We start from the raw sequence: 3,470 nt of genomic DNA, 5'->3' as shown, positions 1-3,470 counted from the left end.
GGATCCCGTGCGCGGTGTCCCGGCGCGGCGAACGGGTGACATCCGGCCGCCGCGCGACCCCGGCACGTGGCGGGCGCGTCGCCGCACGGCTGGCGGCGGCCGGCGTACCGCAGACGCTCGTCGTGCGGGACCCGGCACGGGCACCGCACCACGCGGGCGCCGCGGTGGTGCGCGCGGGCTTCGGCGACCGCCGTGCGCTCGCCGAGGCGCTCACGGGCGCGGACCGCGTGCTGATGGTCTCCGCCTCGGAGTCCGAGGACCGGCTGGACCAGCACCGCTCGTTCGTCGACGCGGCGGTGGCTGCGGGCGCCGGTCACATCGTCTACACCTCCTTCCTCGGTGCCGCGCCCGACGCCACGTTCACCCTCGCGCGCGACCACTGGGTGACGGAGCGGTACATCCGCGACAGCGGCCTGGCCTACACCTTCCTGCGCGACGGCCTGTACGCCGACTTCATGCCGGGGCTGGTGGGCGAGGACGGTGTCATCAGCGGCCCGGCGGGCGAGGGGGCGGCCTCGGTCGTCGCCCAGGACGACATCGCCGACGCCGCTGTGGCCGTGCTGCTCGACGCCCCGGCGCACGACGGTGCCGTCTACGACCTGACGGGTCCGCGCGCCCTGACGCTGGCAGAGATCGCCGCCGAACTGTCTGAGGTGACGGGGCGCCGGGTGACCTACCGGCCCGAGACGCCGACCGAGGCGTACCGCTCGCGCGAGTCCTCCGGGGCGCCGCGCTGGCAGCTGGACGCCTGGGTGTCGACCTACACCGCGATCGCCGCCGGGGAGCTCGCCGGCGTCAGCGACGCGGTACCCCGGCTGACCGGGCACCCGGCCACCCCGCTGGCGGAGGTCCTGCGCCGGGCCGCCGCCTGACGGCGACGACGGACGGGCGGCCGTCCGGCCGCGGTCCCTCCGTCTACCACGGCCGGGACGTCACGGGGGCGGTAGCGGCGACTCCCCGCTGGAAACCGGGTGTTGGGACTACCCTTCACCCCTATGAGCACCCGTCACGCCGCCACCGGACCCGCTTACCGCCGGCTGGGCGTCGCGGAGCGCAGGGACCAGTTGATCGCCACGGCGCAGAGCCTCTTCGCGGAGCGACCACCGGAAGCGGTCTCACTGGACGACGTGGCCCGGGAGGCCGGGGTCTCGCGTCCGCTGGTCTACCGGTACTTCCCCGGTGGCAAGCAGCAGCTCTACGAGGCGGCGCTGAGCATCGCCGCCGCAGAGCTGGAGCGCTGCTTCGCCGAACCGCACGAGGGCCCGCTCAGCGGCCGGCTGGCGAACGCCCTGGACCGCTACCTCGCGTTCGTCGACGCCCACGGTGAGGGGTTCACGGCGCTGCTCAAGGGCGGCAGCGTGGTGGGGACCTCCCGCACCCACGCGATCGTGGACGAGGTGAGGCGCTCGGCGGTGGGACAGATCATGGAACACCTGGGGGCGGACACCTCCCACACCCGGCTGCACATGGCGGTGCGTACCTGGATCACCGCGGTGGAGGCGGCCTCCCTCATCTGGCTCGACGAGGGCAAGGAGCCGTCGCTGGACGAGTTGCGGGACTGGCTGATGGACCAGTGCGTGACGGTGCTCGCCGTGACCGGCGGCCGGGACCGGGCGACGGCGGAGCTGCTGCGCACCGCGATGGCGGTGGAGCCGGTGGGCGGCCGGGTGGACGCGCTGGCGGCGAGGATCGCCCCGCTCTTCGGCGCGGTGCGTTAGGGCGTGACGTGCGGATCGTGCAGGGGGCCGCGACGCCCGGCACGGCACCACGCCTCGTTGCCGAATCGCGCGAGCACGACCAGGGGCGTGCCTCGACCCCAGCACCTCGCGTACGCCGACCGGACGACGCGGCCCGACCCACGAGGATCCGGACGGCAGGCCCGGGAGCCGACGCCGCGCCGCGGGGCACCTGCCAGACTGGAGAGGTGCGAAGCGAGGACGTTCCCTTCACCGGTGGCCCGCTCGACGGCCGGCGGTTGCCCGTCCTGGTCGGAATGACGGGTCGGCCGCCGAAGGTCTACCGGGTGCCTGTCCCGGCCGAGGACGGCACCGCCGGGACGGTGCTGGTCTACCGGCTCCGGGCCACGGGTGCCAACCGGCTCGGCCTGCCCAGTGGTTGGCACTACGAGCACGATCCGGCCGGCGGCCCGGCCGAGGGTCCGCGGTGGCCGTGGTCCAGACCGCGCGCCGACCCTGCCGCGTCGGACCCGCCGCCCGCCGGTTGACCCGGAGCGGGTGACCGCCGTCGCCCGCCCGGCGGGTGGCGCCTGGTCCGTTCGGGCGGCGGAGGTCACCCGGACGGCGGCCTCACCGGTACGGCAGGGCGGTTTCCGTGCACATGGACCGGCGGACGGCGGGACGGCCGCCCGCGGTGGAGCGGGCGAGGTGTTCGCGCCGGTCAGTGACCCGCCGCACCCCGGAGGCCCCATGCCAGCCCGCCGCCCCTGGCCCCACCCGCTCCTGGCCTGCCTTCTGGCACTGTCCCTGACCGCGGGCACGGCGAGCGCCGCCGAGGCGGGTCGGCGACACCTCCAGGACGAGGACGACCCCGGATCGGGGACGGGGGTGAACGGCGGCCCATCGCCCGCGACGGGGGCGCCCGACCACCCCCCTGCACCCGGCGACCCGCCCGCCGGCCTCCCGACCGAGGACACCACTGCCGAGGACCCCACCGGGACGGACAGCGGGACGGACACCGGGACCGACGGCACCGGCGGTCCTCCGGTGGAGGAGCGGGACGCCGCCGGGGTGCTGTCGCGCCTGCGGAGCCTCTACCGCCAGATCGGCGCCGCCGAGGAGGCGGCGCGGGTGGGCCAGGAGCGGCTGCGTGTCCAGGAGCGGCGGGTGGCGGGCGTCTCGGCGGAGCTCGCCGAGACCCGGGACGCACTGACGGCCGCGCGGGCCGCGGCAGGCCGGCTGGCCCGGGAGGAGTACCGGGGCGGCACGGCGCTCCCCTCCGCCATCGGGACGCTGCTGGCCGCGGACGGGCGGGACCCGCTGGCGGCGCTCCACCGCCGGGACGTCCTGGAGCGGGCCGGGTCGCGGGTCGCGAAGCTGGTCACGGGACTGGAGGCGCGGGAGGAGCGGGCGGACTCGCTCGCCGAGCACTCCCGCACCGAGCTGGACACCGAGCAGACCCTGGCGTCCGTCCAGGAGGAGCGGCACCGCGAGGTCCGGGCGCGCGTCGGCGAGGCCGAAGAGGTGCTGGCCTCGCTCTCGGACGTCGAGTTCGCCGGTCTGCGCGAGGTGGAGCAGCTGGCCGACGCGGAGGCACGGCGGGAGGTCGCGGCGGGTGCCGACCCGGCCGCGGGACCCGTCGGCGGCGAGACGGCAGCGGACGAGACGGCGGGGGACGGCACTCCGGGGGACGACGGACGAGGCACCGTGGACCTGCCGCCCTCGGAAGCAGGTCGGCGGGCGGTCGCCCACGCCCGCGACGGGATGGCGCGGCAGGACGCGGCGGGCCGCGGC

The 3,470-nt window shown here is 76.7% G+C and carries 3 protein-coding genes and 1 pseudogene; all 4 read left to right on the top strand.

What is annotated here, in order from left to right; translation table 11 throughout:
• The first annotated feature begins 2 nt into the window (after positions 1 to 2).
• Positions 3 to 872, top strand: a complete 870-nt coding sequence (locus HCJ92_RS23180) for an SDR family oxidoreductase (protein WP_420824767.1) — start codon at positions 3 to 5, stop codon at positions 870 to 872.
• Between the two features lie 123 nt (positions 873 to 995).
• Positions 996 to 1,718 (top strand): TetR/AcrR family transcriptional regulator, encoded by a 723-nt coding sequence (locus HCJ92_RS23175; RefSeq protein ID WP_167935564.1) that lies wholly within the window; start codon positions 996 to 998, stop codon positions 1,716 to 1,718.
• A 206-nt stretch (positions 1,719 to 1,924) separates the two neighbouring features.
• Complete coding sequence (locus tag HCJ92_RS23170; protein WP_167935563.1) at positions 1,925 to 2,224, top strand: hypothetical protein; 300 nt, start codon at positions 1,925 to 1,927, stop codon at positions 2,222 to 2,224.
• Between the two features lie 202 nt (positions 2,225 to 2,426).
• Positions 2,427 to 3,470, top strand: a pseudogene (locus tag HCJ92_RS23165) (hypothetical protein); the annotation flags it as partial.

The sequence above is a fragment of the Streptomyces spiramenti genome (assembly GCF_012034385.1).
GTDB lineage: Bacteria > Actinomycetota > Actinomycetes > Streptomycetales > Streptomycetaceae > Streptomyces > Streptomyces spiramenti.
This window is presented reverse-complemented; position numbering and strand designations above follow the sequence as displayed.

Coding starts and splice junctions, on each gene's coding strand:
- HCJ92_RS23175 (WP_167935564.1), top strand. CDS start 996: ATGAGCACCCGTCACGCCGCCACCGGACCCGCTTACCGCCGGCTGGGC.